Here is a 25,034-nt window from a genome sequence, read left to right on the forward strand (position 1 = left end):
AGGCTGGTGGGCGCCCGCCCCGTCGAGAGAGAGTCCTGGTCGTGACCGAAGCTACGTCGTCCGAGAACACCGAACTGACGGCTGAGGAAGTCTCCGAGCAGAAGGCCGTGCGTCTCGCCAAGCGGGAACGCCTCATCGCGGCATCCACCGACCTCGGCGGAGGCGCGTACCCCGTCAGCGTTCCCGTCACCGACACGATCCCGGCCGTGCGTGCGCGCCACGAGGGTCTCGAGGCCGATGTCGCGACGGGCGAGCTCGTCGGAATCGCCGGCCGCGTCGTCTACTCACGCAACACGGGCAAGCTCTGCTTCGCGACGCTGCAGTCGGGCGACGGCAGCCGCATCCAGGCCATGGTCTCGCTCGCGAACGTCGGCGAGGACTCGCTCGCGGAGTGGAAGGAACTCGTCGACCTCGGCGACCACGTCTTCGTCTCGGGCGAGGTCATCACGAGCCGCCGCGGCGAGCTCTCGATCATGGTCGCCACGTGGGCGATCGCATCGAAGGCGATCCTGCCGCTGCCGAACCTGCACAACGAGCTCTCGGAAGAGACGCGCGTGCGCAGCCGCTACCTCGACCTCATCGCGCGCGAGCAGTCGCGTCGCACGGTGCTCGACCGCGCGAAGGTCAACCAGAGCCTGCGTCGCACGTTCGACGCGCTCGACTTCGTCGAGGTCGAGACGCCCATGCTGCAGGTCATGCACGGCGGCGCATCGGCTCGCCCGTTCGTGACGCACTCGAACGCGTTCGATACCGACCTGTACCTCCGCATCGCCCCCGAGCTGTACCTCAAGCGCGCCGTCGTCGGCGGCATCGACCGGGTCTTCGAGATCAACCGTAACTTCCGCAACGAGGGCGCCGACTCGACGCACTCGCCCGAGTTCGCGATGCTCGAGGCGTACCAGGCCTACGGCGACTACAACGCCATCGCCGACCTCACGCAGAAGCTCATCCAGGACGCCGCGCTTGCGACATCCGGCAGCCACGTCGTCACGTGGGCCGACGGCACCGAGTTCGACCTCGGCGGCGACTGGGCGCGCATCTCGATGTACGACTCGCTCTCGGAGGCGATCGGCGAGACCGTCACGCCCGAGACGTCGATCGAACGACTGCAGCAGCTCGCCGAGGATGCCGGCGTCGAGGTCGACCACCCGCTGCCCGGCAAGTACGTCGAAGAGCTGTGGGAGCACCACGTCAAGTCGGGTCTCGAGCGCCCGACGTTCGTGATGGACTTCCCCCTCGACACGAGCCCCCTCGTGCGTCAGCACCGCGCGATCCCCGGGGTCGTCGAGAAGTGGGACCTCTACGTGCGCGGCTTCGAGCTCGCGACCGGCTACTCCGAGCTCATCGACCCCGTCGTGCAGCGCGAGCGTTTCGTCGAGCAGGCGAAGCTCGCGGCCAAGGGCGACCCCGAGGCCATGCGCCTCGACGAGGAGTTCCTGCGCGCGCTCGAGTTCGGCATGCCCCCGACGGGCGGCATGGGCATGGGCATCGACCGCCTGCTCATGGCGCTCACGGGCCTCGGCATCCGCGAGACGATCCTCTTCCCGCTCGTCAAGTAAGAGCTCCTTCCACCCAGTGAACGGATGACGCGATGAACGACTACCTCCCGAAGAGCGAGCTCGAGCCCGAGAAGGACCCGAAGCGAACGTCGAACGCGCGCCTCACCATCTGGATCGTCGTCACCGCCGTAGCCCTGTACCTGATCGGTTCGGGCGTCTGGGGCATCATCAACAACTGAGCGGCCCCCGCCCGCGTCATCCGCCGCCGGCTCTGTCCGACTCTGCCCTGCCCCCTGCCCCCTGCCCCCTGCCCCATTCCGGTCGGTGAGGGGGCAGTAGATCGCCTTATCGCGCGCGCAGAGCCCTCATTACTGGCCCCTCACGCGCCCACGGGGTGTGGGACGGGGTGCGGCGGGCCGGCGGCGGGGCGCAGGCACGGGATGCCAGGTGTCCATGATTCTGTGAACATATTGTTTTGTGTGGGAATGTGTGGTTTTATTCTCGAGTCGACGGTGACCGGCTGTCGATCGAGAAGGAGACAGCATGTACGCGACGGAGCGACACGAGCACATCGTCTCGGCGATCGCCCGCGACGGTAGAGTCTCGGTCGCGGGCCTCTCGCGCGAGTTCGACGTCACGAGCGAGACCATCCGCCGCGACCTCGACGCCCTTGAGCAGCAGAGACGCCTGCGGCGCGTGCACGGGGGAGCGGTCGGCGCCGCGAGCACGACCCTCGCCGAGACATCCCTCGCCGATCGTCTTCCGCAGCGGAGCGCCGAGAAGGACGCCATCGCTCGAGCCGCCCTTCGACTCGTGCCCGACTCCTTCGAGGGCTCGCTCCTCATCGACGCGGGCTCCACGACCAGCCGCCTCGCCGAACTGCTGACCGCCTGGTCGCCGAGCACTCCCGGCGCGACGCTCGATGTGTCGACGAACTCGTTGCCGACGGCATCCGCTCTGCACGGAGCAGCGCATGTGCGCCTTCGTCTCCTCGGCGGATCGGTGCGCGGCATCACGGGCGCTGCGGTCGGTGCCGCGACCGTCGCGCAGATCTCGTCGCTCCGGCCCGACATCGCCTTCCTCGGCACGAACGGCGTGAGCGCGGGCTTCGGGCTCAGCACTCCTGACGAGGCCGAAGCCGCCGCGAAGACCGCGATGGCGCACGCCGCCCGTCGCGTCGTCGTGCTCGCCGACTCGTCGAAGCTCGAGTCGGAGGCTCTCGTGCGGTTCGCCCGCCTCGACGAGATCGACACCCTCGTGACCGATGCCGCTCCGCCCGCCGCGCTCGCCGCAGCGCTCGACGCGGCCGACGTCGAGGTCGTGATCGCATGATCGTCACTGTCACGATGAACCCGTCGACCGACCGCACGGTGCTCCTCGAGAACCGCCTCGAACGCGGAGACGTGCAGCGCGCCGTCTCGACGCGGGAGGACCCGGGCGGCAAGGGCGTGAACGTCGCCCGCGCGCTCCTCGCCTCCGGCGTCGACGCGACCGCGATCCTGCCCGGTGCGACCGACGACCCCTTCCTCGGGCTGCTCGCGGCCGCGCATGTGCCGACGCTCACCGTCGCGATCGACGGGCGCATCCGCTCGAACCTCACGATCACCGAGCCGGGCGGCACGACGACGAAGATCAACGAGCCCGGCCCGACGCTCGACGAGCGCGCGCAGGCGCAACTCGTCGAGCTCATCGTGGCGACGAGCGACGGAGCCGACTGGCTCGTGCTCGCGGGCTCGCTGCCGCCGGGCGTCGCCGACGACTTCTACGCCCGCATCGTGCGTGCCGTGCGCGAGGGTGCGACGAGCGCGCCCCGCATCGCCGTCGACACGTCGGGCCCCGCGCTCATCGCCGTCGTCGAAGCGGGCCTCGCGCTCGACCTCATCAAGCCGAACGCCGCCGAACTCGCCGAACTCCTCGGCAGCTCGAGCGAAGCCGAGCTCGAGGCGGGCCCGGGTGCCGCGATCGCCCTCGCGCAGTCCATCCCGGCCGACCGGGTGCGTGCGAGCCTCGTGACCCTCGGGTCGGTCGGCGCCGCTCTCGTCACCAGCGAGGGCACATGGTTCGCCGGTGCCCCCCGCGTCGAGGCTCGTTCCACCGTCGGAGCCGGCGACTCGTCGCTCGCCGGATTCCTCGTCGCGTCCACCGAGGGAGCAGCGCCTGCCGCCGCTCTCGCGCGCGCCGTCGCCTCGGGCGCGGCCGCCGTCTCGCTGCCCGGCAGCATCGTCCCCACTCGCGAACAGGTCGACCCGTCCGTGGTCGACGTCACCCCCGTCGGCGACGCCGCCGACCTCCCGAAGGAGCTCTCATGACCGACATCTCAGAGCCGGGCCTCGTCGTCCTCGACGGCGCGTTCGGCGACAAGGCGAGCGTCATCCGCGCACTCGCCGAACGGTTCGTCGCCGCCGGCCGCGCGACCGACGTCGAGCAGCTGTTCGCCGACGCGTGGAAGCGCGAGGAGCAGTCCGAGACCGGTCTCCCCGGCGGACTCGCCATCCCGCACTGCAAGTCGGCCGCCGTCATCCGCCCGAGCCTCGCCGTCGCGCGTCTCGCGCCGGGCGTCGACTTCGGCGAGGGCGACGCCGACCTCGTCTTCATGATCGCCGCGCCCGACGGTGCCGCCGAGGCGCACCTCGTGCTCCTCGCGACGCTCGCGCGCTCGCTCATGGACGACGACTTCACGGGTGCGATCCGCGCCGCATCGACGCCCGAGGAGGTCGTCGCGATCCTCGATCACGCCCTCGAAGAGAGCGACGAGCCCGAGCCCGAGGTCGTTCCGCCGACGGATGCCGCGTCGCCCGCGTCATCCGCCCGCCCCGTCATCGTCGCCGTCACCGCGTGCCCGACGGGTATCGCGCACACGTACATGGCGGCCGACGCGCTCACCGCCGCGGCGAAGCGCGCCGACGTCGAGTTCCACGTCGAGACGCAGGGTTCGGCCGGAGCGACACCGCTCGACCCGGCGATCATCGCCCGCGCCGAGGCCGTGATCTTCGCGGTCGACGTCGACGTGCGCGACAAGGCACGGTTCGCGGGCAAGCCCGTCATCCAGGTGCCCGTGAAGCGCGGCATCGACGAGTCCGACAAGCTCGTCGCCGACGCCGTCGCGGCGTCGCACGACCCGAAGGCACCGCGCGTCGCCGCGGGCGCCGAGAGCGCGTCGTCGGCAGCGGCCGCGACCGACGAATCGGTCGGGGCGAAGCTCAAGCGCTGGCTCCTCACGGGTGTCAGCTACATGATCCCGTTCGTCGCCGGTGGCGGTCTGCTCATCGCGATCGGCTTCCTGCTCGGCGGCTACGACATCACCGACAACGCGACCGAGGTCGTGCTCGGCTCAACGCTCTGGAACCTCCCGGCTGGCGGCCTCGGCGAGTACCTCGGCGCCGTCGCCTTCACGATCGGTGCCGCGTCGATGGGCTTCCTCGTGCCGGCCCTCGCGGGCTTCATCGCCTACGCGATCGCCGACCGACCGGGCATCGCGCCGGGCTTCACCGTCGGTGCCATCGCGCTGCTCATGAACGCGGGCTTCCTCGGCGGTCTCGTCGGTGGTCTCCTCGCGGGTGCCGTCGCGTACTGGATCGGTCGCATCAACGCGCCGCGCTGGCTGCGCGGTCTCATGCCCGTCGTGATCATCCCGCTCGGTGCCGGCATCGTGGCCTCCGGTCTCATGCTCATCGTGCTCGGCGGCCCCATCGCGTGGCTCATGACGACCCTCAACGACTGGCTCTCGTCGCTCACGGGCACCGGTGCCGTCGTGCTCGGCCTCATCCTCGGCTTCATGATGGCGTTCGACCTCGGCGGTCCGGTCAACAAGGTGGCGTACTCGTTCGCCGTCGCGGGACTCGGCGCGGGTTCGGTCGACAACCAGTTCCCGTGGATGATCATGGGCGCCGTCATGGCCGCCGGAATGGTGCCGCCGCTCGCGATGGCGCTCGCCACGGTGCTCGACCGCAAGCTCTTCCCCGCGGTCGAACGCGAGAACGGCAAGGCCGCGTGGTTGCTCGGCGCAGCGTTCATCAGTGAGGGAGCGATCCCGTTCGCCGCGGCCGACCCGCTGCGCGTCATCCCCGCGTCGATCCTCGGCGGTATGACGACGGGTGCGATCTGCATGGCGGCATCCGTCACCTCGCAGGCGCCCCACGGCGGCATCTTCGTGTTCTTCGCGATCGGCAACCTGCTGTGGTTCGTCATCGCGATCGCGGCCGGAACCGTCGTCTCGGCGCTCGCTGTCATCGCTCTCAAGCGCTGGGCTCGCAAGACCCCCGTCGCGCTTGAGGCCGAGCCCGCCCTCGTCGCCGCCTGACCCACCGCCCACCCCCCCCCACCCCCACCCCCGTCTCGGCGTCACGACACGCTGGTTATCCGTGCGATAGCCAGCGTGTCGTGACGCCGAGACTGTTGGGGGAGGGGGAGAGGGGGCGGATGACGGTGGTGGGCGAAACGCTCGCCGGGCCGTATCCTGGACTGACCATGGATGATTACTGGCTCAATGCGATCTGGTCGGTCTCGCCGACGATCCTCATCGGCGTGCTCTTCTGGGTCGTCATGCGGGCGGTCATCCGCTCCGATCGCAACGAGCGTGCCGCCTACGCGAAGATCGAGGCCGAAGAGCGCCGCCGACTCGGGCTCGACAGCACGGCGACATAGACATGCCCTCGGGGGAGCAGACGGCACTCATCCTCGGTGGAGTGCTGATCGCGATCGACCTGATCGTTCGCGTCGTCGCCGTCATCGTCGTCCCCCGCAACCGTCGCCCGACGGCCGGCATGGCCTGGCTGCTCGCGATCTTCTTCATCCCCTTCCTCGGCGTCTTCTTCTTCCTGCTCATCGGTTCGCCGAAGCTCGGTAAGCACCGCAGCGAGCAGCAGGCCGAGGTCAACCAGTTCATCCTCGACACGACGGATGGCGTCGAGCACGTCTCGAGCGAAGAGCTCTGGCCCGACTGGTTCGAGGGCATCGTGCGCCAGAACCGCAACCTCGGAGCCATGCCCCTCATCGGCGGCAACGGCGCGTCGCTCATCGGCGACTACCAGGCCTCGCTCGACGCCATGACGGCCGCGGTCGACGACGCGACCAACTACGTGCACGTCGAGTTCTACATCCTCGCCCTCGACCAGACGACGGCTCCCTTCTTCGACGCGCTCGAGCGTGCGGTGAAGCGCGGCGTGACGGTGCGCGTACTGCTCGACCACATCGCGTCGCTCCGGTCGAAGGGCTACCGGAAGACCCTCAAGCGACTCACGAACATGGGCGCCGAGTGGCATCTCATGCTTCCCGTGCAGCCCTTCAAGGGCAAGTACCAGCGCCCCGATCTGCGGAACCACCGCAAGCTCCTCGTGGTCGACGGCGAGGTCGCCTACATGGGCTCGCTCAACATGATCGACCGCAGCTACAACAAGCCGTCGAACATCCGCCGCGGTCTGCAGTGGCAGGAACTCATCGTGCGCCTCGAGGGCCCGATCGTCTCGGGCATCAACGCGATCTTCCTCACCGACTGGTACCTCGAGACCGACGAGCTGCTGCAGCGTTCGCCCGTGCCGTTCGATCAGCCTGCCGAGGCACAGAACCTCGACTGCCAGGTCGTGCCGAGCGGCCCCGGGTTCCCGAACCAGAACAACCTCAAGCTCTTCCTCGCGCTCATGTACGCGGCGCAGGAGAAGATCATCATCACGAGCCCCTACTTCGTGCCCGACGAGGCGATGCTCCTCGCCATCAGCGGTGCGACGCAGCGCGGCATCCACGTCGAGCTCTTCGTCTCGGAGATCGGCGACCAGGCCCTCGTCTACCACGCCCAGCGCTCGTACTACGAGGCGCTGCTGCGCGCGGGCGTACGCATCTACATGTACCCCGGGCCGTACATCCTGCACGCGAAGCACTTCTCGATCGATGACGACGTCGCCGTGATCGGGTCGAGCAACATGGACATCCGTTCGTTCGAACTCAACATGGAAGTCTCGCTGCTCGTTCGCGGCGCGACGTTCGTGGCCGACATGCGCCGCGTCGAAGACGGCTATCGGGCGATCTCGACGGAGCTCACGCTCGAATCGTGGCTCAAGCAGCCCCTGCGTTCGACGGTGCTCGACAACCTCGCTCGTCTCACGAGCGCGCTGCAGTAGCGCAGCGCCCGCGTCGCTCAGCGCGACTTGAGCCGCACGCTCGGCAGTTCGGGTGCGGGCAGCGCCTCGCCCGGGTAGTCGGCGACCGATCCGAAGCGGCCGTCGAGGTTGCCCTGCGCGATGACGTCGGCCTGCCACTGGCGTCGGTACTCGACGACCTCGTCGTGCCCGCGGCCGATGAAGTTCCACCACATGACGATCTCTTCCTCGAAGGGCGTGCCCCCGAGCAGGATGACGCGAGCCGGTGTCTCTCCGGCCGTGAGGCGCAGCGCGCGCCGACCGGGCTCGATGAAGGCGAGCTCCGACCAGGCGACGTCGGCCGCGGCGTCGTCGTCGCTCTGAATTCTCACGGGCCCGGCATCGACGAGGACGCCGTGTTCGAAGGCGGGATCGATCGCGAGCAGCACGGTGCCGTCCGCGGGCAGGTCGATCTGAGCGCCGAGCAGCGGCGAGAACGTCGTGACCTCGGTATCGGCCCCCGCGAGAGAGCCGACGAAGACGGCGAGGTGCGCGTCGTCGAGGTCGACGTGCACGGCCTCGTGGGCCTCGAAGAAGGGTGCCGTGTTGCGAGAATCGTCGGGCAGGACGACCCAGAGCTGCACGCCGTGCAGTCGACGCGTCTCGTCGGTCGAGACCTCGGAGTGCTGGATGCCGCGCCCCGCCGTCATGAGGTTCAGCTCGCCGGGGCGCACGAGGGCGTGGCTGCCGACGCTGTCGCGGTGCTCGATCTCACCCTCGAAGAGCCAGCTGACCGTCTGCAGACCCGTGTGCGGGTGGGGCGGGACGACCATGCCGCCCGTCTCGGCGACGTCGTCGGGGCCGTAGTGATCGGCGAAGCACCACGCGCCGATCGTCGTGCGCCCTCGCTGCGGGAGCGTGCGGCGCACGGGCATGGCCCGCGGCCCGCCGAGGGGCACGTCGCGCGGCTCGAGGATCTCGATCGGCGCTCGCACGTCGGTCGCCGCCGGAGCGCACACGAGCTCGGCCGGGTCGCGCTCCTGATTGCTCATGCCGGGATCCTATGCCGGGCCTCCGACGTGCCGGGCCTCCGACGCCCACGGCGAGATGCGGTCGAACGATATGCTGGCGGCATGGCTTCCGCTCTTCGTCGCTCCGTCCTCGTCGCCGCTGCGGCGGCATCCGTCCTCTTCCTCTCGGCGTGCAACCCCGGTGGGGGGACCGTCGAGGACTACTCCGGTCTTCCGGTGAGCGATCACGAGGAGTCGGGCGACCACGGCGACGAGGCCGAGTTCGACGGCGAGCCCGTCGCACAGTGGCTCCAGCAGGGCGGTCAGATCGCCGTGACGCTGTGGGGCTCGTCGACCTGCCCGTACGTCGGCAGCGACATCCGCGTGCTCGAAGAGGCCGGCGAGGGCAACCGCGTCGAGATCGTCGTTCCGCCGCTGCCCGACCAGCCCTGCACCATGGACCTCGTCCCTCACACGACCGTCTTCTGGACGCCCGTCAAGGTCACGACGACCGAGCCGCTCACGATCGAGGTCCTCGACCGCGAGATCGAGCTCGACGTCAAGTAAGACTCAGCGAAGCGCCCCGGCACCGAGTGCCGGGGCGCTTCGTCGTTCTCGGCTCAGGCGCGCGGGGCGCGGCGCACGACGAGCAGGTCGCCCACGTCGCACTCGAGCACGTCGCAGATCGCCTGCAGTGTCGAGAAGCGTATGGCGCGGGCCCGGTCGTTCTTCAAGACGCTGAGGTTCACGTTGCTCACGCCGACGAGTTCGGCGAGCCGCGCGAGGGTCATGCCCCGCTCGGCGAGCAGTTCGTCGAGTCGGCAGTGGATGTCGTGCGAGTCGAGGTCGACCGGAGCCATCAGACGAGGCCCTCGGTGTCGCGCCGCATGCGGTCGCCGACGACGAAGACGGTCGAGGCGAGGGCGACGACGAAGGCGACCATGATCAGTGCGAACGGGTCGACCGCGAGCACGACGTTGTTGAACGTGCGGTCGCTCAGTCGGGCGAACGCCCCGTTCGCGCCCATGTTGCCGAAGAACGGCGTGAGCGCGAAGCCCGCCAGCGCCGTGAAGCCCGCCGTCGTGACGAGCACCGTGTTGGTGCGGCTGAACACCTGCCCGCGGATGATGTTGCGGCAGAGCCCGATGAGGCAGCCCACGACGACGATGACCGTGAGAGCGAGGACGATCTGCTGGATGACGAGCGCGGCGACGGATGCCCCGGGCAGTGACTCCGCCGTGATGAGGGCCGTGTCGAGTTCGACGTCGACGGGCGCGCCGTCGGGGCCGATCGGCGCCGAGGCGATGGTGCCCGAGAAGTCGGCGAACACGGTGACGTCGCGATTCGGCAGGACCTCGATGATGCGAGCGACGGCGGCCCACGTCGTGATGCCGGCGATCGCGATGCCCGCGACCATGAAGGTGTACAGGCCGATCGTGTCGCCGCGGCTCTGCTTGTACGTGTCGACGGTGCTCATCTCGACTCCTAACGATTATCGATAACAACGATAAACGATACGTTAGGGCGAGCGGATGGCTCTGTCAACCGTCATCCGCCGCTCGCGGCCCGGGTGGGTGAGGCGGGGGATGACGGCGACGATGCGCCGAGGGCGAACACCGCCATATCGGCTCGAAAGCGTGGTTAGTCTCTCTGTATCGGAGCCGCATCCCTGCGTGGTGCCGAGAGGAGTAGAGATGTTCGAGAGATTCACCGACCGCGCTCGCCGTGTTGTCGTCCTGGCCCAGGAAGAGGCCAAGATGCTCAACCACAACTACATCGGCACCGAGCACATCCTGCTCGGCCTCATCCACGAGGGCGAGGGAGTCGCCGCGAAGGCGCTCGAGTCGCTCGGTATCTCGCTCGACGCCGTGCGCGAGCAGGTCCAAGACATCATCGGCCAGGGCCAGCAGCAGCCGACGGGGCACATCCCCTTCACGCCGCGCGCCAAGAAGGTCCTCGAGCTCAGCCTCCGTGAGGCTCTGCAGCTCGGCCACAACTACATCGGAACCGAGCACATCCTGCTCGGCCTCATCCGCGAGGGCGAGGGCGTCGCCGCCCAGGTTCTCGTGAAGCTCGGCGCCGACCTCAACCGCGTGCGCCAGCAGGTCATCCAGCTGCTCTCGGGCTACCAGGGCAAGGAGCAGGTGCAGGTCGGCGGCGCCAACGAGCAGCAGCAGGCGCAGGGCGGCTCGCAGATCCTCGACCAGTTCGGCCGCAACCTCACGCAGGCGGCGCGCGACGCGAAGCTCGACCCCGTGATCGGGCGCGAGAAAGAGATCGAGCGCGTCATGCAGATCCTGTCGCGTCGTTCGAAGAACAACCCCGTGCTCATCGGTGAGCCCGGCGTCGGTAAGACCGCCGTCGTCGAGGGCCTCGCGCTCGCGATCGTCAAGGGCGAGGTGCCCGAGACGCTCAAGGACAAGCAGCTCTACTCGCTCGACCTCGGCTCGCTCATCGCCGGAAGCCGCTACCGCGGTGACTTCGAAGAGCGACTGAAGAAGGTCACGAAAGAGATCCGCACGCGCGGCGACATCATCGTCTTCATCGATGAGATCCACACCCTCGTGGGTGCCGGTGCCGCCGAGGGCGCGATCGACGCCGCGTCGATCCTCAAGCCGCTCCTCGCTCGCGGTGAGCTCCAGACGATCGGTGCGACGACCCTCGACGAGTACCGCAAGCACTTCGAGAAGGATGCCGCTCTCGAGCGTCGCTTCCAGTCGATCCAGGTCGCCGAGCCGAGCCTGCCCCACACGATCAACATCCTGAAGGGCCTGCGCGACCGCTACGAGGCGCACCACAAGGTCTCGATCACCGACGGTGCGATCGTCGCTGCGGCGAACCTCGCCGACCGGTACGTCTCCGACCGCTTCCTCCCCGACAAGGCGATCGACCTGATCGACGAGGCCGGCGCACGCCTCCGCCTCTCGATCCTCTCGAGCCCGCCCGAGCTGCGCGAGTTCGACGAGAAGATCGCCGTCGTGCGCGCCGCGAAGGAGACCGCGATCGAAGACCAGGACTTCGAGAAGGCCGCCTCGCTCCGCGACGAAGAGAAGCAGTTGCTCGGCGAGCGTTTGCGCCTCGAGAAGCAGTGGAAGTCGGGCGAGGTCACGACGACCGCCGTCGTCGACGAAGGTCTCATCGCCGAGGTGCTCGCCCAGGCCACCGGCATCCCCGTCTTCAAGCTCACGGAAGAGGAGTCGAGCCGACTCGTCTTCATGGAGAAGGCGCTGCACGAGCGCGTCATCGGCCAGGAGCAGGCGATCGCCGCCCTCGCGAAGACCATCCGTCGCACGCGTGCGGGCCTCAAGGACCCGAAGCGTCCGAGCGGTTCGTTCATCTTCGCCGGCCCCACCGGTGTCGGAAAGACCGAGCTCGCCAAGGCTCTCGCCGAGTTCCTCTTCGACGACGAGGCCGCGATGATCTCGCTCGACATGTCGGAGTACGGCGAGAAGCACACGGTCTCGCGTCTCTTCGGTGCCCCTCCCGGATTCGTCGGCTTCGAAGAGGGCGGCCAGCTCACTGAGAAGGTGCGCCGCAAGCCGTTCTCGGTCGTGCTCTTCGACGAGATCGAGAAGGCTCACCCCGACATCTTCAACTCGCTCCTGCAGATCCTCGAAGAGGGTCGCCTGACCGACGGTCAGGGTCGCGTGGTCGACTTCAAGAACACGGTCATCATCATGACGACCAACCTCGGTACGAAGGACATCACGGGCAGCCCCACGGGCTTCCAGCTCGAGGGTGACACGCGGAACGCGTACGACCTCATGCGCGGCAAGGTGAACGAAGAGCTGAAGAAGAACTTCAAGCCCGAGTTCCTCAACCGTGTCGACGAGACCATCGTGTTCCCGCAGCTCACGAAGCCCGAGCTGCTGCAGATCGTCGACCTCTTCATCAAGCGTCTCTCCGACCGCCTGCTCGACCGCGACATGACCGTCGAGCTCACGCAGGCCGCGAAGGAGCGTCTCATCGAGGTCGGGTTCGACCCCTCGCTCGGTGCGCGCCCCCTGCGTCGCGCGATCCAGCGCGAGATCGAAGACCGCCTTTCGGAGGAGATCCTGCACGGCAAGCTCAACTCGGGCGACCACGTGCACGTCGACTTCCTCGAGAACGAGTTCGTGTTCACGACGACGCAGCGGGCACTCCCCGTCGGTGTCGGCGTCAACTCGAGCGCCGCGATCGGCACCGGCCCGGTCTCACCCGACCTCGCCGCCGCATCGGGCGACTGACACCAGCCAGCACCGCGGATGCCGCGGGCGCATGTCTCTTCGGACGCGGCGCCCGCGGCATTCGTCGTTGAGGCGCGCATTCTCAACCCCCCGCCTCCTTTCCTCACTACTTCGCCCCTCTTGCATCTCCACCTTCTTTTCCCGTCCGCCCCCCGCGCGCTGGAGTGCACTTCGCGCGCTGGAGTACCACTCGTGCGGCACTCCACCGCGCGAACGGAACTCCTGCGGTAGGCACTCGCGCGAGAGGGCACGCGTGTCAGGGGAGGCGCGCACCCGCGTCATCCGCGCCGGGCCCCGGCGTAGAGTGAGCGGGTGACCGACTTCACTGTGCGCACCGCTCGCACGAGCGACGTGCCCGCGATCGCCGCGCTCATCGAACCGCTCGTCCAGGCGCGCATCCTGCTCGGCAAGGAGCGCGTCGTGTTCTACGAGGCGGTGCAGGAGTTCCGTGTCGCGGAGGCCGCCGACGGCACGCTCATCGGCTGCGGAGCGCTGCACGTCATGTGGGCCGACCTCGGCGAGGTGCGCACGCTCGCCGTCGCCTCCGAGTGGCTCGGCCGCGGTGTGGGTCACGCCCTCGTCGACCGACTCGAAGCGGATGCCCGTGCGCTCGGCCTCTCCCGCCTGTTCTGCCTCACCTTCGAGGTGCCGTTCTTCGAGCGACACGGTTTCGCCGACATGGGCGCAGAGACGGTCGACCCCGAGGTGTACGCCGAGCTCGTGCGGTCGACGGATGACGGTGTCGCCGAGTTCCTCGACCTCGCGCGCGTCAAGCAGAACACGCTCGGCAACACCCGCATGCTGAAGCTCCTCGTCTGACGTACGCCCGCTGCGACGGAGGCCGAGCGAGGCGAGCCTGAGTCTGCGCGGTGCTCGCGGCGCGTCATCCTCTGTCATCCGTCGCCTCGCCGTACCCTGTGGGCATGTCGACGCTCAAGAACCCCGTCGGCCCGCAGTCACCGAAGGTGTACTGGCGGCGACGCATACTGGTGCTTCTCGGACTCCTCGCGGTCATCGTCGTGGTCGTGCTCATCGTCGTGCGGCCCGGGGCGAGTGCCGACGAGCAGAAGGACTCTGCGTCGAAGCCTGCTGCGACGGATGCCGCATCGACGGCGATCCCCACCGAGGATGCCGCGGCGGAGGGCGCTCCGTGCGATGCATCGAACGTGCTCGTCGAGGCCCTGACGAACGCGGACGTCTTCGCGCCGGGCGATTCGCCCGAACTCTCGGTGCAGCTGACCAACACGGGCACCGAGGCGTGCGTCATCAACGCCGGTACGAGCGGTCAGGTCTTCACGATCACGAGCGGCGAGGAGGCGTACTGGACGTCGACGGACTGCCAGACCGACGCGGTCGACGCCGACGTGGTGCTCGAGCCGAACGTTCCGATCAGCTCGGCGGCGCCGATCGTCTGGGACCGCACCCGTTCGAGCGTCGACACGTGCGACGGTGAGCGCGAGCCCGTTCCCGCCGGAGGGGCGTCGTACCACCTGACCGTGACCGTCGCGGGCATCGAGTCGGCCGCGACGAAGCAGTTCATCCTCAACTAGCGCCTCGTCGTTCGCTACACTCGCGGCATGACGACACCGGTGGTTCCTCCGAAGCGACGCGTGTCGGGCTTCGGCGTCGCCTCCCTGATCGTGTCCGCCCTCGGACTCATCCCGCTCGTCGTCGTGTTCCTCATCGGCCTGATCCCCGACATGATGGCGATCTACTGGCTGCTCATCGTGCTCGGGCCCTTCGCGGCGATCACGGCGCTCATCGCCACGATCCTCGGCGTCATCGCCGTCGTGCTCGCCGCGCGTGCTCACGCCCCGCTCGCCCTGCCGATCACGGCTCTGCTCGTCGGTGCGACGACCGTCGTCGCGCTCTCGGGCATCATCCTCGGCTGGTTCATGTGATCATCCGCATCCCGTCTCCGTTCACGGATGCTGCGGATGCGGCTGACACGCCGGGCTGAGGCCGGAACACGCCGGGGTGAGCCCCATTCGGCAGCATCCGTGACCGGCCAGAGGGGTTCCCGGCGGAGCTGACGCCCACGCGCGCTCGGTATCGTTGAGGGATGGCAGCGAAGAAGAAGGGCGGCAAGCCGGCCCCGGAGTTCCGATCGGAGGCGCTCGCCGAAGCGCTCGAGCGTCAGGACATTGCCGCGGTCGCCCTCGCGCTCCGCCACGGAAACACGATCGTGCCGCTGCTGAAGCCGCCGCCGCGCGACAAGCCCGGCGCGGGCGAGGTGTGGACGTACCGCGACCCGAACACCGGGGATGTCGCGCTGCTGCTCTTCAGCGATGCGAAGAACAAGCCTGAGAACCTGCCTCCCGCGGTCGGTCTGCAGCCGCCGCAGTGGCTGCGCTCCTTCCTCTCGAGTCACGAGGGGAAGATCACGACGGTCTTCCTCGACATCGCCGGCCCGCACCCCATGCAGGCTCCCCCCGCCGACCTGCTCGCCGCGCTCGAAGCCTGAGTACCCGACCCGGAGCCCGGAGCCCGAGACCCAGAGCCGGAGCCCGGAAACCGGACCCGGAACCCAAAGCCGAGACTTGGAACCCGAACCCGGATCCCGCTCTAGAAGCGGATGTCGACGTCGGGCCGGATCGGCGTGACGGGGGCGGACGCCAGTCGCATGCGCGCCACGGCACCGTGCACGCTTCCGATCTCGGAGTCGAAGACGGTGCGATAGCCGAGCCGCGCGGCCTCGGAGGTGCGCTGACGCGCGGCCGTGACGGCACGCACCTCGCCCGCGAGGCTGATCTCGCCGAACGCCGCGATGGTGTGCGAGATGACGGTGTCGGTCGTCGCCGACGCGATGGCGAGGGCGATCGCGAGGTCGGCTGCGGGCTCGACGAGTCGCACTCCGCCGACGGTCGAGACGTAGATGTCGTGCTCCGACAGGCCGGGCACGCGGCCGCGCTTCTGCAGCACGGCGACGATCATCGCGACGCGGGCCGGGTCGACTCCGTTGACGACGCGACGCGGTTGCGGCGAGCTCGACCGCACGACGAGTGCCTGGATCTCGACGGGCAGCGCACGGCGACCCTCGAGCGCGATCGTCACGCACGTGCCGCTCACGGGCGTCGTGCTGTTGCTGCGGAACAGCACGCTCGGGTCGGGCACCTCGGCGATTCCGTCGCCCGTCATCTCGAAGCAGCCGACCTCGTCGGTCGGGCCGAAACGGTTCTTGAGCGCGCGGATGAAGCGGAGCGCGGTCTGCCGGTCGCCCTCGAACTGGCACACGACGTCGACGAGGTGCTCGAGCAGGCGAGGCCCGGCGATCGTGCCGTCCTTCGTGACGTGGCCGACGAGGAGCACGGGCACGTTGCGCTCCTTCGCGAGACGGATGAGGGCCGCGGCGACCTCACGCACCTGGCCGGGCTGACCGGCGAGACCGTCGGATGACGCGCTCGACACCGTCTGCACGGAGTCGACGATGAGGAGGCCGGGGTTCACCGCGTCGACCTGACCGAGGATCGTGCCGAGGTCGGTCTCGGCGGCGAGGAAGAGCTCGTCGTGCAGGGCGTCGGTGCGCCCGGCGCGCAGTCGTACCTGAGCGACGGATTCTTCGGCACTCACGTAGAGCACCCGGCGACCCGATCGGGCGACGCGCGCCGCGACCTCGAGCAGGAGGGTCGACTTGCCGACGCCCGGTTCGCCCGAGAGCAGCACGGCGGCGCCGGGCACGATGCCACCGCCGAGCACGCGGTCGAACTCGGTGATGCCCGTAGGGGAGTGGCCCGTCTCCGACGTCTCGACCTCGGTGATCGGTCGGGCGGCCGTCGTGACGGCCACGGTCTGCACGCGCTTCGCGATGCCCGTCGGCTCACCGATCTCGACGACGGTGCCCCACTGCTGGCACTCGGCGCAGCGGCCGACCCATTTGACGGTGGACCATCCGCACTCGGTGCAGCGGTAGGTGGTGGTCGATCGGGCCATGCCCTCGACACTACTGATGACCGCCGACACCCCCGCCCGCGGCATCCCCTCGTCGCCCGTTTTGGCGAGCCGGGCTCGGGCTAGTAAGCTCGTCCTCGGTGACGTGTCCGAGCGGCCGAAGGTGCAACTCTCGAAAAGTTGTGTAGTGAAAGCTACCGTGGGTTCAAATCCCACCGTCACCGCCACAGAAAGCCCCCGCGCTCCTCAGAACGATGAGGAGATCGGGGGCTTTCGCTTTGTGTGGGTACGACGAACCCACGAGAAAGGGCCCGGTCGAATCGACCGGGCCCTTTCGCACGCTCACACGACCGCGTCGACCAACCGCTGCCGCTGCTCGCCCAACCCGTCGATGCCGATCTCGACGACGTCGCCCGCGCGGAGGTAGGGGAAGCGCCCCGAGAAGGCGACGCCCTGGGGCGTGCCCGTGTTGATGAGGTCGCCCGGTTCGAGCACGAGGTACTGCGAGAGGTGGTGCACGATCTCGGCGACCGTGAAGATCATGTCGGAGGTGCTCGAGTCCTGGCGGGGCTCGCCGTTGACGCGCGACCACAGCCGCAGCGCCTGCGGGTCGACCTCGTCGGCCGGCACGAGCGCGGGCCCGAGCGGATTGAAGGTCTCGGCGTTCTTGCCCTTCGACCACTGGCCGCCCGAATGCTCGACCTGGAAGGCGCGCTCCGAGACGTCGTGCGAGACGACGTATCCGGCGATGTGTGCGAGCGCTTCCTCGGGGCTCGAGAGGTACCGGGCGCGCGTGCCGATGACGACGCCGAGCTCGACCTCCCAGTCGACCTTCTCCGCTCCCGGCGGGATGAACACGTCGTCGAACGGTCCGACGACGGTGTTGGGGTGCTTGTGGAAGAGGATCGGGATCGTCGGCGGTGCATCGCCCGACTCCGCCGCGTGCGCCGCATAGTTCTGCCCGATGCAGAGCACCGCCGGCGGGCGGGCGATCGGCGCGCCGACGCGCAGACCCTCGGCTCCGTCGAGGAGGGGCAGCTCACCCGCCGCGAGTGCGGCCCGGGTGCGTGCGATGCCGTCGTCGGCGAGGAAGGCGCCGTCGATGTCGGCTGTCAGCGAGTCCAGTCGATGGGTGCGGCCGTCGTGTCGAACCGCGGGGCGTTCAGCGCCGGGTTCGCCGAGTCGGAGGAATTCCATGGTGTGCTCCAGGGGTCGGGGTCAGTGGGTGTACGGGCGGTGCTTCTGGATGTCGGCCGACAGCTCGACCCCGAAGCCGGGCGTCTCGGGCACCTTCAGTCGCCCGTTGACGGGCACCGGCTCGCCGACGAGCATCGGCGAGAACATCGGCACGACCTCCTCGGCGGTCGGGTGCATCATGAGGAACTCCGCGAACGGACTGTTCGTGCGCGTCACGACGAAGTGGTACGAGTAGACCGACGAGCCGTGCGGCACGACCATCGTGCCGTGGGCGTCGGCGAGGGCCGAGATCTTGATGAGCTCGGTGATGCCGCCGCACCATCCGACATCCGGCTGGATGAGGTCGACGCCGGTCTCGAGCAGCTGGCGGAAGCCCCAGCGGGTCGCCTCGTGCTCGCCCGTGGTGATGAGCATGGTCGAGGGGGCGCGCTTCCGCAGCTCGGCGTAGCCCCAGTAGTCGTCGGGGATGAGCGCCTCTTCGATCCACTTGAGGCCGTGGTCGGATGCCGCGTGCGCGAGTCTCGTCGCATACTCGACGTCGAGCGACATCCAGCAGTCGTACATGAGCCAGAAGTCATCCCCGACCTTGCCGCGCATGTCGGCGAGCAGCTCGATGTTCTTCCGGAAGCCCTCCTCGCCCTCGGCGGGGCCGTGGTGCAGGGGCATCTTGCCGCCGATGAAACCAAGCTCCTTCGCTTTATCGGGGCGGGCGCCCGTCGCGTAGAACTGCAGCTCGTCGCGCACGGGGCCGCCGAGCAGTTCGAAGACGGGAACCTGACGGATGCGGCCGAGCAGGTCGTAGAGCGCGAGGTCGACGCCGCTGATGGCGTTGAGCACGACACCGCGACGTCCGTAATAGAGCGTCGACTTGTACATCTGGTCCCAGATGCGTTCGATGTCGGTGACGCGCTGGCCTTCGAGGAAGCGCGCGAGGTGCTTCTCGACGATGAAGGCTCCGATCTCGCCCGCGGTCGTGACCGAGAAGCCGACCGTGCCGTCGCTCGCCTCGATCTCGACGACGAGCGTGCCGAGCACGTTGATGCCGAAGCTCTGCCGCGACTGGCGGTACTCGGGGTACATGCTCATGGGCGTCGCGATGTGATCGTCGATCCAGTGGGCGTCGCCCTGGTCGTGGTAGTCGGCGCCGCCGCCGCGCACCGTGTAGGCGCGGACCTCGCGGATCGTGGGTGTTCCGGTCATCGTGCGTCTCCATTTCGGTCGAATCGGACAAGGACCTTGCCCGGTGTGCCGTCGCCGGCGGCGAGTGAGGTGAAGGCGGCGTCGGCCTCGGCGACGTCGATCTCGCGGCTGATGAGTGCTCGGTAGAGTTCCGGCTCCGCCCCGATGATGCGGGCGGCGTCGGTGAAGTCGTTCGAGCCGTAGGTGAAGCTGCCGATGAGCGAGCGCTCCTCGGTGCTGATGAGGAAGGCGTCGAGGCTCACCTGCGGGGCCCCCATGCCGACGAGGCAGATCGGCGCGCCGAGCGTCGTGCTCGTGAGCGCGTCGCGAAGCGTCGGCGTGATGCCCACGGCGTCGATCGCGGCGTCGGCGAGACCGCCCGTCGCGACGAGGGCGTCGTGCACGCTGCCGGTCGCCGGGTCGATGACCTCGGCGCCGAGCTGACGGACGAGGTCGCGCCGACCGGCATCCATCTCGCTCACGATGATCGTGCCCGCACCCGCATCGCGGAGGGCGATCACCACCGACTGCCCGATGGGGCCGCCGCCGATGACGAGCACACGCCCGAGGCGCTCCGCGGGAAGGCGACGGACGGCGTGGACGGCGACCGCGAGCGGCTCGATGAGGGCACCGAGTTCGATCGGCAGGGCCTCGGGCAGGGTGACGACGTTGCGGGCGGGAACCACGATGTAGTCGGCGAATGCCGCGGGGATCTCGCGGGCGACGCCGATGACGTGCTTGCCGGGGTGGTGCTGCTCGCGCCCGGCGTAGGTCGCCGCATCCTCGGCGGGCACGACGACGGGGTTGAACGTGACGGGCGTTCCGACCTCGAGGCCCGTCACGTCCGGCCCGACGGCCGCGATCGTTCCGCTCGATTCGTGGCCCATGACCTGGCCGGGGAAGCGTCGACCGTTCTCGCCCGTGTAGCCGTGCACGTCCGAACCGCAGATGCCGGTCGCGGCGACGCGGATGAGTGCCTCACCCGGCCCGGGCTCGGGCGTGGGGGAGTCGCGGACGGCCAGGTGGCCGATCTCGGTCAGTACGAGCTCGCGCATGAGCGGCTCTCCTTTCTTCTGCCGACCGCGGTCAGCGCTGGCGGGCGAGGGTCGTGTCGAGTCCGACGCCGTCGGTCTCGCGGACGGCGGGGCTGACGAGGCGGCTGAGCGCAATGAGCGCTGCGCCGATGAACGCGATCGCGGCGAGCACGATGAGTCCGGCGTTGTCGCCGAACGTCGCGTCGGCCCAGTTCTTCAGCACCGGGGCGAGGAATCCGCCGAGGCTTCCGAGCGAGTTGATGAGCGCGATGCCGCTCGCTGCAGCCGCACCGACGAGGAACGATGTCGGGAGCGTCCAGAAGACGGGCTGCACGGAGATGAAGCCGGCCGCGCCGACGCTCAGGGCGGCGAGAGCGAGGATCGGTTCGCCGATGACCGCCGACAGCACGATGCCGACTCCGGCCGCAGCGAGAGCGCACGTCGCGATGAGTCGGCGCTGGCCGGTGCTGTCGGCGAGGCGCGAGAGCACGAACGTCACGATGAGCGCGAAGGTCCACGGCACGGCCGTCAGGAGCCCGACCTCGAGGCCGACGGGCTTGCCGACGATCTCGGAGATCTGGGTCGGGAGGTAGAAGGTGACGCCGTAGACGCTCATCTGGATCGTCAGGTAGATCGCCGCGAAGTACAGCACGATCGGGTTGCCGAGGGTGCGGAGCACGCCGCGGGGCGAGTGGTTCTCCTTGGCGGTGTCCTCGGCATCGAGGGCCGCGAGCAGGGTCGTGCGCTCACGCTCGCTCAGCCACTTCGCATCCTTCGGGCCGTTGTCGAGGTAGAAGAAGGCGACGATGCCGACGATGACGGTCAGGATGCCGGTCACGAGGAACATGAGCTGCCAGCCGTGGATGCTGACCTTGTCGTCGAGGTCGAGGAGCATGCCCGAGAGCGGGCCGCCGAAGATGAAGGCGAGCGGGGCGCCGAAGTAGAAGAGGCCGTTGACGCGCGCCCGGAACGTGAGCGGCACCCAGTAGGTGAGGAAGAGGATGACGCCGGGGAAGAATCCGGCCTCCGTGATGCCGAGCAGAACGCGCAGCGTGTAGAAGATCCACTCGTTGGTGGCGAACATCATGAGTGCCGAGACGATGCCCCACGAGACCATGATGCGCGCGAGCCAGATCTTCGCGCCGACGCGGCGCATGATGAGGTTCGACGGCACCTCGAAGAGGGCGTAGCCGAGGAAGAAGATTCCGGCGCCGAGCGCGTAGGCCGCGTCGGAGATGCCGGTGTCGGCCTGCCACGCGACCTTCGCGAAGCCGAGATTGGCGCGATCGAGGAACGCGAGGATGTACATGAGCAGCAGAATCGGGATGAGCCGGAACGTGACCTTGCGGACGACGGCCGCCAGTTCGGGCTGCGCGAGTGTGTGAGTGGACATGAGGCATCTCCATTGACGAGTAGTATCCGATGCGTTCATGTATGTGAACAGACCGTCTCAGACCTGAACGCACGGTAGTGTGACATATCCGCGAGCAGCGCACAATTCATTTCTCTGGGAGGTCGGATGTCGGTGAGCGAGCAACCTCAGGGCTCGGTGAAGTCCGCGGGCCGCGCCCTCGAGATCGTCGAGTTCCTCGCGGAAGCGGCCGAGTCGCAGTCCTTTCCTCAGCTCGTCGCGGCTCTCGAGCTGCCGCGATCGAGCACGCACGGGCTGCTGAAGACCCTCGTCTCCGCGGGCTGGGTCGAGCTCGATCCCGCGACCAAGCGCTATTCGCTCGGTCTGAAGGCGTGGCAGATCGGCCAGCGGTACGACGGGCACCGTCTGCTGCTCGAGTCGGGACCCGCGCTCATGCGCGCGCTCACGGACCAGACCGGCGAGACGGTGCAGATGGCGCGTCTCGACGGCGTCGAGAACGTCTACATCGCGATCACGCCGTCGCCGCACCAGATGCGGCTCGCGTCGAACGTCGGGATGCGACTGCACGCGCACGCCACGGGCATCGGCAAGGCGTTGCTGAGCACGCTGAGCGACGAGGATGCGCTCCATCGGCTGCGCCAGGTCGCCCTGCCGCGTCTCACCGACAAGACGCTCACCGAACCGACCGAGATCATGAGCGTCGTCGCGCGCGGCCGCGACCTCGGCTACTTCGTCGACGACGAGGAGTTCATCGACGGGTGCCGGTGCGTCGCCATGCCGCTGACGTGGCCCGACGAGACGGGCGTCGCGGCGGCCCTCAGCATCACGATGCCCACGAGCCGCACCGACGAGCGGTGGCCGCACTCGATGGTGGAGCCGCTCCGCCGCACCGTCCTGCAGCTGCGCGAGGGCATGCATCTGGTCGGCGTGGCGCGCTCGTAGCGCGCGCCGTCCCCAGAGCGAGGGATCACGATCGGCGAGGGTGCGCCGATAGTCTGGGACGATCAAGAACGTGTACGAGGGGGCGTCGTGATCACTGCGCAAGACGAGACGCGGCGGCTGGCGATCGCCGACTATCAGGTGGTCGGCCGGGAACCCGAGTCCGACCTCCAGAGCCTCGTGCAGCTCGCGGCGATGGTGTGCGGCGTGTCGACCGCGGTCATCAACATCATCGACGACCGGTACCAGCACCAGGTGGCCGCCGTGGGCCTCGAGCCGGGCGTCTGCAGCCGCGAAGACTCGATGTGCGCGGTCGTCTTCCAGGAGCCGGGGAGCGTCGTCGTCGCCGACGCGCGAGTCGACCCGCGATTCTCGGCCAACCCGTTCGTGACGGGCGAGATCGGACTCGTGCGCTTCTACGCCTCGAGCCCCCTCATCACGCCCGAGGGCATCCCGATCGGCACGATCTGCGTGTTCGACGAGGAGGTCGGCAACCTCGACCACGAGCAGGGGCGCGCACTCGACGTGCTCGCTCACCAGATCGTCGACGTTCTCGAGCTCCGGCGCATGACGCGTGTGCTCGGCGAGTCGAACGAACAGCTCGCCCAGTTCGCCGGTCAGGTGAGCCACGACCTGCGCAACCCCCTCATGGCGCTCTCCGGTTTCATCGAGCTCGCGAGCGACAGCCCCGAGATGGCCAACGCGCCGGAGGCTGCTAAGTCCCTCCTGCGCGCCGAGGCCGCGGCCGATCGCATGGCGACGATGATCTCCGACTTGCTCGACTACGCCCGCAGCGGGGGCACGCGCCCGCGTCGCGCCGACGTCGACCTGGCCGAGATCGTCGGCGCCGCCGTCGAAGACCTCGACGCCACCCTCGCGGCGACCGGCAGTACGGTCGTCGTCGACACGCCTCACGATGTCGCCGGAGACGCGACCCTCCTGCGAGTGCTCCTGCAGAACCTCATCGCCAACGCCGTGAAGTTCACGGCCGCCTCGGGCCGTGAACCGCACATCGAGGTGCGCTCGTCGCTCATCACGGGCGGGTGGCACATCACGGTCGACGACAACGGTCCCGGCATCCCCGTCGATCAACGCGATCGCGTCTTCGGTCTCATGGAGCGCGGCTCGGCGCACTCGGTCGCGGGGCTCGGCATCGGGCTCTCGACGTGCAAGCGCATCGTCGAGGGGCACGGCGGCCGCATCGGCATCGAGGATTCGCCGCTCGGCGGCACGCGCTTCTGGGTCGTGCTCCCCGCCTCCTGAACCGGCGCCCGCGTCATCCGCCCGCCCCGCGGGTTCCTGCCGTTCTGGCGGAGGTTCGGCGCAACGCGCCGGTGGCGGATGGCGGTGGGCGGCGTGTCGGCCCAGGTATCCGCCAGAACGGCACGGGCGATACGGTGAGAGCGAACGGTGCGGATGACGCGCCGCTGAATCTTCCGAACAAGGGGTTGTCATGGTCCGCTTCCTGATCCGCGCGGCGATCTTCCTCGTGACCGCGGCCCTCGGCCTGCTCGTCGCGGCGTGGATCCTGCCCGAGGTCGTGCTCTCGCCGTCGGGCTTCATCACGGCCGTCATCGTCTTCGCGATCGCGCAGAGCATCCTCGCGCCGTTCATCCTCAACATGGCGCGGAAGTACGCCCCCGCGCTGCTCGGCGGCATCGGGCTCGTCTCGACGTTCGTCGCCCTCCTCATCGCGACGTTCTTCCCCGGCGGGCTCACCATCACGGGCATCCCCGCGTGGGTGCTCGCGACGCTCATCGTGTGGCTCGTGACGGCGCTCGGCGGCTGGGTGCTGCCGCTCCTGTTCCTCCGCGACCGGGCCGGCAAGCGCTCGAAGGCCGCCTGACCGCACGCGTCGGGTATCGAGTCGACGAGCTGGCGTCGACGGATGACGCGGGCGAGGCGATCGGCGAGTCCGAACGCCGCTAGGCGGAGGCCGGCGCGGGAGCGTCGATCGCGAGCTTCACGCCCACGGCGCCGAGCAGCGTGCCGGTGATGCGCCGCTGCCACCGGATCCAGGTGGGGCGCGAGCCGAGGAACACGGCGATGCCTCCCGCGGCGACGACCAGTAGGGCGTTGACGACGAGGCTCACCGAGATCTGAACCCCGCCGAGCAGGAACCCCTGCAGCATGACGTTGCCCGCGGACGTGTCGATGAACTGGGGGATGAGCGCGAGGTACATGATCGCGGCCTTGGGGTTCAAGAGATTCGTGAGGAGCCCCATGCGGAACAGTCGACCGCGTGAATCGCGGGCGAGGGCCCTCGGTTCGAAGACCGAGAGCCCGCCGGGTCGGAGCGTCTTCCAAGCGAGCCACAGGAGGTACGCCGCACCGGCGAACTTGAGCGCGATGTAGAGCCAGGGCACGACGAGGAACACGGCCGCGACTCCGATATTGGCCAGGGTCATGTAGACGATGAAGCCGACCACCGTTCCGCCGAGTGAGATCATTCCCGCTCGCCAGCCCTGACTGATGCTGCGGGAGACGAGGTAGATCATGTTCGGGCCGGGTGTGAGGACCATGCCGAGCGCTACGAGGCTCATGCCGATGACGGCCGCCCACGAGACCATGCGTGCTCCTCTCGATCGCTCTGCTCACTGTAACCGCGCGCACCGGCAT

Annotated in this window: 25 protein-coding genes and 1 tRNA gene; 17 read left to right on the top strand and 9 right to left on the bottom strand. The window is 68.8% G+C overall.

The genetic code is table 11. From position 1 onward, the window contains the following. Positions 1-41: 41 nt before the first annotated feature. The 7 genes from lysS (at position 42) to cls (ending at position 7,612) form a co-directional block, all read left to right on the top strand. The gene (lysS, locus tag BJ972_RS14960) at positions 42-1,559 is read left to right on the top strand and encodes a lysine--tRNA ligase (RefSeq protein WP_129177124.1); all 1,518 of its coding nucleotides are present in this window, start codon (positions 42-44) and stop codon (positions 1,557-1,559) included. 32 nt (positions 1,560-1,591) lie between these two features. Further along, positions 1,592-1,738 (top strand): hypothetical protein, encoded by a 147-nt coding sequence (locus tag BJ972_RS14965; RefSeq protein WP_164989996.1) that lies wholly within the window; start codon positions 1,592-1,594, stop codon positions 1,736-1,738. A 304-nt stretch (positions 1,739-2,042) separates the two neighbouring features. Continuing rightward, positions 2,043-2,831, top strand: coding sequence for a DeoR/GlpR family DNA-binding transcription regulator (locus BJ972_RS14970; protein WP_129177126.1), 789 nt, complete (start codon positions 2,043-2,045; stop codon positions 2,829-2,831). Continuing rightward, positions 2,828-3,808, top strand: a complete 981-nt coding sequence (locus BJ972_RS14975) for a 1-phosphofructokinase family hexose kinase (protein ID WP_129177128.1) — start codon at positions 2,828-2,830, stop codon at positions 3,806-3,808. The genes BJ972_RS14970 and BJ972_RS14975 overlap by 4 nt, the downstream gene beginning before the upstream one ends. Further along, positions 3,805-5,799: a PTS fructose transporter subunit IIABC gene (locus tag BJ972_RS14980; protein ID WP_129177130.1), complete on the top strand. Its 1,995-nt coding sequence runs from the start codon at positions 3,805-3,807 to the stop codon at positions 5,797-5,799. The genes BJ972_RS14975 and BJ972_RS14980 overlap by 4 nt, the downstream gene beginning before the upstream one ends. A gap of 167 nt (positions 5,800-5,966) precedes the next feature. Then, the gene (locus tag BJ972_RS14985) at positions 5,967-6,143 is read left to right on the top strand and encodes a hypothetical protein (protein WP_164990006.1); all 177 of its coding nucleotides are present in this window, start codon (positions 5,967-5,969) and stop codon (positions 6,141-6,143) included. A gap of 2 nt (positions 6,144-6,145) precedes the next feature. Beyond that, entirely contained in the window at positions 6,146-7,612 is a 1,467-nt protein-coding gene (gene cls, locus BJ972_RS14990; RefSeq protein ID WP_129177321.1) for a cardiolipin synthase, read from the top strand. Positions 7,613-7,629: 17 nt separating this feature from the next. Here cls and BJ972_RS14995 read toward each other — a convergent pair whose 3' ends face one another. Beyond that, entirely contained in the window at positions 7,630-8,622 is a 993-nt protein-coding gene (locus tag BJ972_RS14995) for a pirin family protein (protein WP_129177319.1), read from the bottom strand. An 81-nt stretch (positions 8,623-8,703) separates the two neighbouring features. On the opposite strand from BJ972_RS14995, the gene BJ972_RS15000 reads away from it, so the two are divergent. Next, the gene (locus BJ972_RS15000) at positions 8,704-9,147 is read left to right on the top strand and encodes a hypothetical protein (RefSeq protein ID WP_129177317.1); all 444 of its coding nucleotides are present in this window, start codon (positions 8,704-8,706) and stop codon (positions 9,145-9,147) included. Between the two features lie 53 nt (positions 9,148-9,200). On the opposite strand, the gene BJ972_RS15005 is transcribed toward BJ972_RS15000, so the two are convergent. Next, a complete protein-coding gene (locus BJ972_RS15005; RefSeq protein ID WP_129177315.1) occupies positions 9,201-9,440 on the bottom strand; it encodes a helix-turn-helix domain-containing protein in 240 nt (79 codons plus the stop codon). Further along, positions 9,440-10,057 carry a DUF2975 domain-containing protein gene (locus BJ972_RS15010; protein WP_129177314.1) on the bottom strand — a complete coding sequence of 206 codons (618 nt, stop codon included), beginning with the start codon at positions 10,055-10,057 and terminating at the stop codon, positions 9,440-9,442. Before BJ972_RS15010 ends, BJ972_RS15005 begins: the two co-directional genes overlap by 1 nt. Positions 10,058-10,274: 217 nt before the next feature. On the opposite strand from BJ972_RS15010, the gene BJ972_RS15015 reads away from it, so the two are divergent. The 5 genes from BJ972_RS15015 to BJ972_RS15035 all read left to right on the top strand — a co-directional run bounded on the left by BJ972_RS15015 (position 10,275) and on the right by BJ972_RS15035 (position 15,270). Beyond that, positions 10,275-12,806 (top strand): ATP-dependent Clp protease ATP-binding subunit, encoded by a 2,532-nt coding sequence (locus BJ972_RS15015; RefSeq protein WP_129177312.1) that lies wholly within the window; start codon positions 10,275-10,277, stop codon positions 12,804-12,806. Positions 12,807-13,118: 312 nt separating this feature from the next. Beyond that, on the top strand, positions 13,119-13,625 hold the full coding sequence (locus tag BJ972_RS15020; protein WP_129177310.1) for an amino-acid N-acetyltransferase: 507 nt from the start codon (positions 13,119-13,121) through the stop codon (positions 13,623-13,625). Between the two features lie 104 nt (positions 13,626-13,729). Beyond that, positions 13,730-14,356 (top strand): hypothetical protein, encoded by a 627-nt coding sequence (locus BJ972_RS15025; RefSeq protein WP_129177308.1) that lies wholly within the window; start codon positions 13,730-13,732, stop codon positions 14,354-14,356. Between the two features lie 27 nt (positions 14,357-14,383). Continuing rightward, positions 14,384-14,707, top strand: a complete 324-nt coding sequence (locus BJ972_RS15030; RefSeq protein ID WP_129177306.1) for a hypothetical protein — start codon at positions 14,384-14,386, stop codon at positions 14,705-14,707. A 161-nt stretch (positions 14,708-14,868) separates the two neighbouring features. Then, the gene (locus tag BJ972_RS15035) at positions 14,869-15,270 is read left to right on the top strand and encodes a dehydrogenase (RefSeq protein WP_129177304.1); all 402 of its coding nucleotides are present in this window, start codon (positions 14,869-14,871) and stop codon (positions 15,268-15,270) included. Between the two features lie 101 nt (positions 15,271-15,371). On the opposite strand, the gene radA is transcribed toward BJ972_RS15035, so the two are convergent. Further along, positions 15,372-16,736 carry a DNA repair protein RadA gene (gene radA / locus BJ972_RS15040; RefSeq protein ID WP_129177302.1) on the bottom strand — a complete coding sequence of 455 codons (1,365 nt, stop codon included), beginning with the start codon at positions 16,734-16,736 and terminating at the stop codon, positions 15,372-15,374. 97 nt (positions 16,737-16,833) lie between these two features. Between radA and BJ972_RS15045 the strand changes: the two genes are divergently transcribed. Continuing rightward, a tRNA-Ser gene (locus BJ972_RS15045) sits at positions 16,834-16,921 on the top strand. A gap of 115 nt (positions 16,922-17,036) precedes the next feature. On the opposite strand, the gene BJ972_RS15050 is transcribed toward BJ972_RS15045, so the two are convergent. The 4 genes from BJ972_RS15050 to BJ972_RS15065 are packed head-to-tail and all read right to left on the bottom strand — an operon-like array spanning position 17,037 to position 21,497. Further along, complete coding sequence (locus BJ972_RS15050; protein ID WP_129177300.1) at positions 17,037-17,891, bottom strand: fumarylacetoacetate hydrolase family protein; 855 nt, start codon at positions 17,889-17,891, stop codon at positions 17,037-17,039. A gap of 21 nt (positions 17,892-17,912) precedes the next feature. Then, entirely contained in the window at positions 17,913-19,091 is a 1,179-nt protein-coding gene (gene rhmD / locus BJ972_RS15055) for an L-rhamnonate dehydratase (RefSeq protein WP_129177298.1), read from the bottom strand. Continuing rightward, the gene (locus BJ972_RS15060; protein ID WP_129177296.1) at positions 19,088-20,125 is read right to left on the bottom strand and encodes a zinc-dependent alcohol dehydrogenase; all 1,038 of its coding nucleotides are present in this window, start codon (positions 20,123-20,125) and stop codon (positions 19,088-19,090) included. The genes rhmD and BJ972_RS15060 overlap by 4 nt, the downstream gene beginning before the upstream one ends. Before the next feature lie 31 nt (positions 20,126-20,156). Continuing rightward, positions 20,157-21,497, bottom strand: a complete 1,341-nt coding sequence (locus BJ972_RS15065; protein WP_129177294.1) for an MFS transporter — start codon at positions 21,495-21,497, stop codon at positions 20,157-20,159. A gap of 132 nt (positions 21,498-21,629) precedes the next feature. Between BJ972_RS15065 and BJ972_RS15070 the strand changes: the two genes are divergently transcribed. The 3 genes from BJ972_RS15070 to BJ972_RS15080 all read left to right on the top strand — a co-directional run bounded on the left by BJ972_RS15070 (position 21,630) and on the right by BJ972_RS15080 (position 24,261). After that, positions 21,630-22,418: an IclR family transcriptional regulator gene (locus BJ972_RS15070; protein ID WP_164990005.1), complete on the top strand. Its 789-nt coding sequence runs from the start codon at positions 21,630-21,632 to the stop codon at positions 22,416-22,418. 87 nt (positions 22,419-22,505) lie between these two features. Further along, entirely contained in the window at positions 22,506-23,678 is a 1,173-nt protein-coding gene (locus BJ972_RS15075) for a sensor histidine kinase (protein ID WP_129177290.1), read from the top strand. 190 nt (positions 23,679-23,868) lie between these two features. Then, on the top strand, positions 23,869-24,261 hold the full coding sequence (locus tag BJ972_RS15080) for a phage holin family protein (protein ID WP_129177288.1): 393 nt from the start codon (positions 23,869-23,871) through the stop codon (positions 24,259-24,261). 79 nt (positions 24,262-24,340) lie between these two features. On the opposite strand, the gene BJ972_RS15085 is transcribed toward BJ972_RS15080, so the two are convergent. Next, positions 24,341-24,985, bottom strand: coding sequence for a LysE family translocator (locus tag BJ972_RS15085; RefSeq protein WP_129177286.1), 645 nt, complete (start codon positions 24,983-24,985; stop codon positions 24,341-24,343). Positions 24,986-25,034 lie beyond the last annotated feature (49 nt).

Origin of the sequence: Agromyces atrinae (assembly GCF_013407835.1) — a bacterium.
GTDB classification, from domain to species: domain Bacteria; phylum Actinomycetota; class Actinomycetes; order Actinomycetales; family Microbacteriaceae; genus Agromyces; species Agromyces atrinae.

Excerpts from the sequence above, each read along its gene's own strand:
- BJ972_RS14965 (WP_164989996.1), top strand. The coding sequence starts at position 1,592 with ATGAACGACTACCTCCCGAAGAGCGAGCTCGAGCCCGAGAAGGACCCG.
- BJ972_RS14970 (WP_129177126.1), top strand. The coding sequence starts at position 2,043 with ATGTACGCGACGGAGCGACACGAGCACATCGTCTCGGCGATCGCCCGC.
- BJ972_RS14975 (WP_129177128.1), top strand. The coding sequence starts at position 2,828 with ATGATCGTCACTGTCACGATGAACCCGTCGACCGACCGCACGGTGCTC.
- BJ972_RS14980 (WP_129177130.1), top strand. The coding sequence starts at position 3,805 with ATGACCGACATCTCAGAGCCGGGCCTCGTCGTCCTCGACGGCGCGTTC.
- BJ972_RS14985 (WP_164990006.1), top strand. The coding sequence starts at position 5,967 with ATGGATGATTACTGGCTCAATGCGATCTGGTCGGTCTCGCCGACGATC.
- cls (WP_129177321.1), top strand. The coding sequence starts at position 6,146 with ATGCCCTCGGGGGAGCAGACGGCACTCATCCTCGGTGGAGTGCTGATC.
- BJ972_RS14995 (WP_129177319.1), bottom strand. The coding sequence starts at position 8,622 with ATGAGCAATCAGGAGCGCGACCCGGCCGAGCTCGTGTGCGCTCCGGCG.
- BJ972_RS15000 (WP_129177317.1), top strand. The coding sequence starts at position 8,704 with ATGGCTTCCGCTCTTCGTCGCTCCGTCCTCGTCGCCGCTGCGGCGGCA.
- BJ972_RS15005 (WP_129177315.1), bottom strand. The coding sequence starts at position 9,440 with ATGGCTCCGGTCGACCTCGACTCGCACGACATCCACTGCCGACTCGAC.
- BJ972_RS15010 (WP_129177314.1), bottom strand. The coding sequence starts at position 10,057 with ATGAGCACCGTCGACACGTACAAGCAGAGCCGCGGCGACACGATCGGC.
- BJ972_RS15015 (WP_129177312.1), top strand. The coding sequence starts at position 10,275 with ATGTTCGAGAGATTCACCGACCGCGCTCGCCGTGTTGTCGTCCTGGCC.
- BJ972_RS15025 (WP_129177308.1), top strand. The coding sequence starts at position 13,730 with ATGTCGACGCTCAAGAACCCCGTCGGCCCGCAGTCACCGAAGGTGTAC.
- BJ972_RS15030 (WP_129177306.1), top strand. The coding sequence starts at position 14,384 with ATGACGACACCGGTGGTTCCTCCGAAGCGACGCGTGTCGGGCTTCGGC.
- BJ972_RS15035 (WP_129177304.1), top strand. The coding sequence starts at position 14,869 with ATGGCAGCGAAGAAGAAGGGCGGCAAGCCGGCCCCGGAGTTCCGATCG.
- radA (WP_129177302.1), bottom strand. The coding sequence starts at position 16,736 with ATGGCCCGATCGACCACCACCTACCGCTGCACCGAGTGCGGATGGTCC.
- BJ972_RS15050 (WP_129177300.1), bottom strand. The coding sequence starts at position 17,891 with ATGGAATTCCTCCGACTCGGCGAACCCGGCGCTGAACGCCCCGCGGTT.
- rhmD (WP_129177298.1), bottom strand. The coding sequence starts at position 19,091 with ATGACCGGAACACCCACGATCCGCGAGGTCCGCGCCTACACGGTGCGC.
- BJ972_RS15060 (WP_129177296.1), bottom strand. The coding sequence starts at position 20,125 with ATGCGCGAGCTCGTACTGACCGAGATCGGCCACCTGGCCGTCCGCGAC.
- BJ972_RS15065 (WP_129177294.1), bottom strand. The coding sequence starts at position 21,497 with ATGTCCACTCACACACTCGCGCAGCCCGAACTGGCGGCCGTCGTCCGC.
- BJ972_RS15080 (WP_129177288.1), top strand. The coding sequence starts at position 23,869 with ATGGTCCGCTTCCTGATCCGCGCGGCGATCTTCCTCGTGACCGCGGCC.
- BJ972_RS15085 (WP_129177286.1), bottom strand. The coding sequence starts at position 24,985 with ATGGTCTCGTGGGCGGCCGTCATCGGCATGAGCCTCGTAGCGCTCGGC.